The sequence below is a fragment of the Segatella copri genome, from assembly GCF_002224675.1.
GTDB lineage: Bacteria > Bacteroidota > Bacteroidia > Bacteroidales > Bacteroidaceae > Prevotella > Prevotella copri_U.
On record NZ_NMPZ01000025.1, the window covers coordinates 51931 to 57930 of the forward strand.

The following is a 6000-nucleotide window of genomic DNA, read 5'->3' on the forward strand; positions in this document are numbered from 1 at the left end:
TGAATATTTACGAGAAATGCCTAAAAAGAAAAGGAGAAAAGATAGCCAACAAAATGGTAATGCTAAATGCTGGCGTTTCTGACTTTTGTCATATACCAATGCGCGATACACTTGTGCCCGATGCTTGAAATGAACTGTGAACAAACTCGTCTCTTTGCATGAAACACATGAATTTTTAATAATGCTAACACAGACCTATTGCCTGATGTCAGCCTCTTGCTGCCTCTATCTTTTCTCCGAAAGTTTTAATCTACTCAATGAAAATTTCAATCCTCGCTCCATTATCGGGGCAAGTCTTGCAAATCCACCAAATCTACAGTCCAGTTCAAACTCTGAATTTTCAGGTCGAGCTCCCGATACTGCTTGGCATAGGTATCAGCCTCCTTACGAAGAGCCTTTATATCTATGGTTCTAACATATTTCAGTTCGTTTCTGCCAAAGCGTGTATCGTTGGCAGCGACGTAGCTCACCACCTCTTTCAATGCCTTGACACGCAACGACAAGACGTCTCTCTTGGCAATCAATCGAGTCAAGGAGTCTCCGTCCTGAACTATCTGAACGTTGGTGATGTTGATGCGATAAACCAAGTCTTCCAACTGGACGAGTGCTTCATCCAGTTCCTTGTACAGTTCCTCTACGTTATCGCAAGGCTCATCACCCTCCTGTACCTTGGCGCTTTCCTTGATACGCTCTTTCAGTTGAGCCACTTTCTTCTGCAAGTCGGCTCTGATGCTCAATGCTTCTGCTAACTTCATAATCTTCTATTTTTATATATGTCGTTAAACTTCTTGTTTTATTATGTCAAGGTCTCAGCCTTTTTGTGTTCTACCCAAGCAAGGCACATCCTCAGGCCAATGAGGGTCGGTTTCATTTCCATCATCAGCATAACGAATATCTCGCTGTTCGGATATATTGCGGTCGTATTTCAGTTCCACGCTCACCGTGAAGTCATCCATACGAAGAATGTCTGGCAGGCACCAAGGCTCATGAGTATGCAAGGCATGCATCGTATAACAGATACACAAATGGTCGTACGCCTTGTTGTGCAGATAGCCTTCCGCCCACGACGTGCCATCGTCGAGCGTATCAGTCAACTTTCTCAACGTATCCTCTTCGTTGCCGAAAAAGTTGGCAGACGCACCATTCACGATGGTATCCATCTTGCAATGTCCTGTACTGAGCAACTCATCTGTCAGATGAATCATATAGTCGAAGTCGGAACCATAATAGTCATCATTTTCCAGATGCAAGACCGAGTCTTTGTCAGCATACTCGAATCGAAGCGTACTGTCCAAGTCGTAGCAGAAACGGTCGTCCACCTTGTATGGCGAACGGTAGAGCGTAAGCCAAAGGTTACGGCACTGCTCAAAACACTCCAAGGTGAGCTTGTAGAGTTTGTCGTTCAACTTGCTCAATCGTTCCACCTCGGCAGCAGTAGGATGAAGCATCATCTCGTCGAGCGTCACCTCACGAAGCCCGAGCAAATCGTCCAGCAAATCCCGCTCCGTATCACTGAAGTTACGGAAGAACCCATCTGGATTATTATCCTCACGATTTACCACCTTCTTGATACGACGTTCCACCTCTTGCACGATGGCACGCTTATCCTCTATCGTAGACTTTTCTCTTATAAAGTCAAAAAAATTGAAGATAGGATCAGTATTATAGCTACGGTCGTTCTCTACATCATCTATCAGTTTCATCCATTCCTTTTCCATTTTCTTCATGTATAAAAAACACGTTTCCTTTTTTCCATTGATACACCTCTCGCTCATATCTCAAGCTGACATCCGTCCAAAAATCATCCATACGGAGGATGTCTGGCAAAGAGTAATGCTCATGACTATGGAGCGAGTGAAGGAGATGGCAGATGCAAAATCTGTCGAAAGCCTGATTGTCGAGATAATCCAAATTCCAGTTGGTCCCATCATCAGCCACTAAAGGTTCCCCATACGAATACCGCCCACTATCCCTAAAATTGCAATGAAAATGAAGCATATACTCGAAGTCTGAGCCATAATAGTCATCATTATCCATCTTGAGGACAGAATCCTCATCATTCCAACTGAAATCAACGTGCTCCTCCACATCATAATAATCCTCGTTTGCCATCAAGCTCGGTGAGTGCGACAAAGACTTCCAGAGGTTGCGACCTTGCGCAAAGGCATCCTTCGACAGTTCATGAAGTTTATCGTTCTGATGTCCCAAACGCTCGATTTCTTCCTCTGTAGGATTTAACATCATCACATTGAGAATCTTTACCCGAGTACTCCAAAGGGAATCAAGCACCTCCCGCTCCTGTTCACTGAACTTACGGAAGCGGAAACTCTTGTCCGCATCATAACGGGCAATCATCTTGATGCGACGCTCTACTTCTTGTACAACTCTGCGCTTGTCATCATCCGACGCTTCGCCCACATACTCCATCAAAGCGAAGAAAGCCTCCGTTTCAAACGGATCTTTCTCAATTGTATCGATAAGTTGAATCCAATTTTCCTTCATCTTCACCTACGATTTCACCATTACTAACTTCTATTATCTTATCATCGCCAAAGCTTCCTCCCCGTATCTTGTAGGGAGAGTTTCGCTTCAACGTCTTCTCCAAATACTCCAAGTCCTTGGGACGGAGATGAGTGAGAGCGAAATCCACCTCATTCAGCTGTGACTGATTGCTCAAGGCAAGATGCTGGAGATTGTGACACATGAAGATGTCCAAGCGACGCAACTTGTCGTTCCTGCTCAAATTCAAAGACACCAAGTCCTTGGCACCCTCGATATGCAACTCCTCCAAGAGAGGATTGGCAGAGAAATCCAACTTCTCGTTTCTTATCTCGTGGAAGTCGATGAACTCCAGCAAAGGATTCTTGCTCACGTCGAGTTTCTCCTCGCCATACCCAGAATAGCCCAAGATACGCAAGTTAGGACATTCCGTGAGAATCACATCCAAGGTTTTCACCTCGAACATGCCACATCCATCAAATCCGATAATGGCATCCTCCTCTTCCGAACAGATGGTAATGGTGTAGTACACGCCCTTCTCAGGATAGGAATGACCTGCCTCCACCCAAGCCAACTTTTCGGAAGCAGGTTTCTGTTTACCTGTCACGACCTGTACCTTTCCATCGCCCCAAGCGATTCTTGCCTTGCTGCCTTTCTTCAGCATCAAGTGCAAGCCTACGATCTCCCCCATTGTCCAGTCCAAAGTCTGGATATTGATTGTAATCTGTGCCATAATTCCTTGTTTTTAATGTTTACGACGGCAAAGATAATGGTATGGTGTGTCAAATCGTGACGCAAGCGAGAAAATTATCTCAAAAATCTTTGTATCACCTTGTACCAATAGTCCCAGGAGTAGCCTACGGAAGGATGATTTACCGCCATCACTTTCACCTGCTTACCATTACTCAGAAGGTAAGCACCTGTAGCAACAGGATAACTGTCGTCGCCATCCTGCCAGCCTACATTAGGAAGATTATTCCAAAGCCTCTTGCCCCATACGATGACATACTCAGGCTGGTACTTTTCGATGACCTCAAAGAATGCCTTGCCAGCCTGGTGATATTGTTCGGCTGCGCCAGCCTCGCGAGGACCACCCATCGCTGCTTGCAGATAGTTGAAGAAGATGACCGAGTTCCAAATCTTCAGCCTCATCGCTTGATTGGTCTCTTCACCTACCAACGAACGCTCAAACTTCAGGAAAGTCCGCATCCAGTTTTGCCGTTCATTGTTCTCATTGAGATAATCACCAAGCACCTGCTGCGTAAAGTTCATACACTCCCGATGTAGCTGGCAGTCGCCACAATCCGTACAACTCTCATCACAATAATGACTCTCGCCCAATATCATGATTCGCTTGCCGAATATCCCCCCGTTGGCATAATCCTTGCCAATGAAGGGTTGAAAGAAAATGTTGCTATTCATATTTTAAAATAATGAAGCTATCCAATCATAAGCCATGGTTCCCAAGCGAATGGCCCATGATATCACCACATAAATCAACCAGCAAAGCACTACTATGAACACAGCTGTCCAGAATGCCTTCTTATTCACCTTGTTGATAATCTCCTTATCATCCTCGATATAGCCAGTAATCAATCTCAGGTTCTCTACATACGAACGCTTGAATACATCCAGCACATCACCTATATAGAAAGGTATGGCACCAATCAGCACATCCATCAAGATATTATAGATGACAGCCAAAGTCAGCGGAATCGACTTAACCACGCAAAGACTGTAATAGATAAATGGGAATGCAAACACGCTCGTCAAAGCATCACCGATACCGACAGGAAGGATGAAGCCAAGGATAGGATCCAAGAACCACTTGTCCATATACTTCGCCGTACCAACCATCAGACGATATGATGGCATGTTCATCATCTTCTCACGCTTAGCAGCTTTTTTATCAGCCCTCGCCTGTTCTTTGGCAAGAGCCGCCTCTCGCTTTTGATCTTCTTTTGCGAAATCCATGCCCAAATCAGCCTGGGCCTGCTGTCTTCTTGAACTTTCCATACACCTTATAATTCTATTTGTTTCTTACCATTTATAAATTCCGTGAACTCCTGTTCCGAAAGAGAAAAACCGCTCAAGTCGCTCATCAACTCCATAGCTTGCTTACGTTCCTCCTCACTACCAGCCAGATTGATACGCTTGAACACCTCACGAAGATAAGCACTCTTGTTGTCTATCTTAGCCATCTCACGCTTAAACTCATCTGCATGTTTCTTCAACTCCTTATCGTATGCAGCCGAAGCCAAGCTACCACTGAGCTGCTGCGCTTTGAGCTTAGCGAAACTATCAAACAGAGCAATACCTTTCTGTAAGGATTGTTCCATAGCACCAGTTACCTGAGCCAAGTCTTCCTCGCTATACTCTGCAGGTTTATTCTGTTGTGCGGTCTTACCCTCTATCTTCTTATGGTCTTTCGTGTATGCTTCCACTCCATCGAGCAAATTCTTAGCCATATCTTTGTCAGCATGAAGATTATCTGCCAACATTCCTGTAAACAGAGAAAGGTTTTGCTCCACATCAGCAGGAAGTTTGGCAGCCTCCCTATAATCAGGAATATCGACCGTATGCATCAACTTTTCATCTATCTTGCTCTCCATGATTTCACGTCCAAGTTTCAGCATGGCAACCATATCACGAAGATGTTTCAGCATCTTCAGCTTCAATTCATCAGAGCAAACTATCTTGCTTCTGATCTCCTTAGAAACCTTATCCAGTTCACTGGAGAGTTGGGCATACTCATTTTTAATACGGGTTTGTTCCTCACGATGCGATTCCAATTCCTCCTTATCCAACTTCAAATCTACCTGATAGCTCTCATATTCTCTCACAAGAGGGAAGCATACAGCATTCCATTCAGCGAAGTCACGATAGTAGTTCTTGTTGGCCATACCAAAGGTGATCCAGTTGACGAGGAAGAAAGGCTTGGAAGGCTTCTTCGCCTTCGCTTCCATATAGCTTCCCTGCTTAGACTCCAAGGTAGCGGTGATGTCATTAATCAGCGAGGTATAGACATCGATGTTCTGAAGATGATCGTTCATTTCCATGTCCAGCGCCTTCATCTGCTGAAGCAGACATTTTCGTTGCTCCTCCAATGGACGAATAGTCTCATCAGCATACAAAGCATCAAGCGTCGCCTTCAAGTCAGAAGCCAACAGTTTTTCTCCATAACGCAAGAACACATTCGCCTTCGGGATTACCACATCATTGAGCGTTTTGCAGATCACCAATAATCGTCCCATATCAGCCTTGATGCGAGTGGCATCATGCTTCACGCTGGTTTGGAAAACTGATAAATCAGACTTCAAACGATTAGCGCGTTCACTTGCTCCCATATAGTGTTCGAGCATCGTCAATCCTGCCATCGCCAAGCCCAATGACTTGTTGCCGTTCGACAAAGACTTATAAGCCTGCAAAGAACCCTGCAAGGAAGTACGGAAACTAACAGAAATCTCACCAATCAAAGCTGTACATTTCTCCGTGAGCTTG

7 protein-coding genes are annotated in these 6000 nt (G+C 44.9%); all 7 read right to left on the bottom strand.

What is annotated here, in order from left to right; translation table 11 throughout:
- Positions 1 to 281 precede the first annotated feature (281 nt).
- Positions 282 to 755 (bottom strand): DIP1984 family protein, encoded by a 474-nt coding sequence (locus tag CFT61_RS13245; protein ID WP_089544886.1) that lies wholly within the window; start codon positions 753 to 755, stop codon positions 282 to 284.
- A 54-nt stretch (positions 756 to 809) separates the two neighbouring features.
- Complete coding sequence (locus CFT61_RS13250; RefSeq protein WP_142990640.1) at positions 810 to 1718, bottom strand: hypothetical protein; 909 nt, start codon at positions 1716 to 1718, stop codon at positions 810 to 812.
- Positions 1687 to 2502 carry a hypothetical protein gene (locus CFT61_RS13255; RefSeq protein WP_089544888.1) on the bottom strand — a complete coding sequence of 272 codons (816 nt, stop codon included), beginning with the start codon at positions 2500 to 2502 and terminating at the stop codon, positions 1687 to 1689. The genes CFT61_RS13250 and CFT61_RS13255 overlap by 32 nt, the downstream gene beginning before the upstream one ends.
- Complete coding sequence (locus CFT61_RS13260) at positions 2465 to 3232, bottom strand: hypothetical protein (RefSeq protein WP_089544889.1); 768 nt, start codon at positions 3230 to 3232, stop codon at positions 2465 to 2467. The genes CFT61_RS13255 and CFT61_RS13260 overlap by 38 nt, the downstream gene beginning before the upstream one ends.
- Positions 3233 to 3306: 74 nt before the next feature.
- Entirely contained in the window at positions 3307 to 3921 is a 615-nt protein-coding gene (locus tag CFT61_RS13265; protein ID WP_089544890.1) for a hypothetical protein, read from the bottom strand.
- 3 nt (positions 3922 to 3924) lie between these two features.
- The gene (locus tag CFT61_RS13270) at positions 3925 to 4515 is read right to left on the bottom strand and encodes a DUF4112 domain-containing protein (RefSeq protein ID WP_089544891.1); all 591 of its coding nucleotides are present in this window, start codon (positions 4513 to 4515) and stop codon (positions 3925 to 3927) included.
- Between the two features lie 5 nt (positions 4516 to 4520).
- A partial coding sequence (locus tag CFT61_RS17040; protein ID WP_176425611.1) for a hypothetical protein occupies positions 4521 to 6000 on the bottom strand: 1480 nt, incomplete at its 5' end.

What these genes read in the sequence shown, in the direction of transcription:
- CFT61_RS13245 (WP_089544886.1), bottom strand. Translation starts at nt 755, where the DNA reads ATGAAGTTAGCAGAAGCATTGAGCATCAGAGCCGACTTGCAGAAGAAA.
- CFT61_RS13250 (WP_142990640.1), bottom strand. Translation starts at nt 1,718, where the DNA reads ATGGAAAAGGAATGGATGAAACTGATAGATGATGTAGAGAACGACCGT.
- CFT61_RS13255 (WP_089544888.1), bottom strand. Translation starts at nt 2,502, where the DNA reads ATGAAGGAAAATTGGATTCAACTTATCGATACAATTGAGAAAGATCCG.
- CFT61_RS13260 (WP_089544889.1), bottom strand. Translation starts at nt 3,232, where the DNA reads ATGGCACAGATTACAATCAATATCCAGACTTTGGACTGGACAATGGGG.
- CFT61_RS13265 (WP_089544890.1), bottom strand. Translation starts at nt 3,921, where the DNA reads ATGAATAGCAACATTTTCTTTCAACCCTTCATTGGCAAGGATTATGCC.
- CFT61_RS13270 (WP_089544891.1), bottom strand. Translation starts at nt 4,515, where the DNA reads ATGGAAAGTTCAAGAAGACAGCAGGCCCAGGCTGATTTGGGCATGGAT.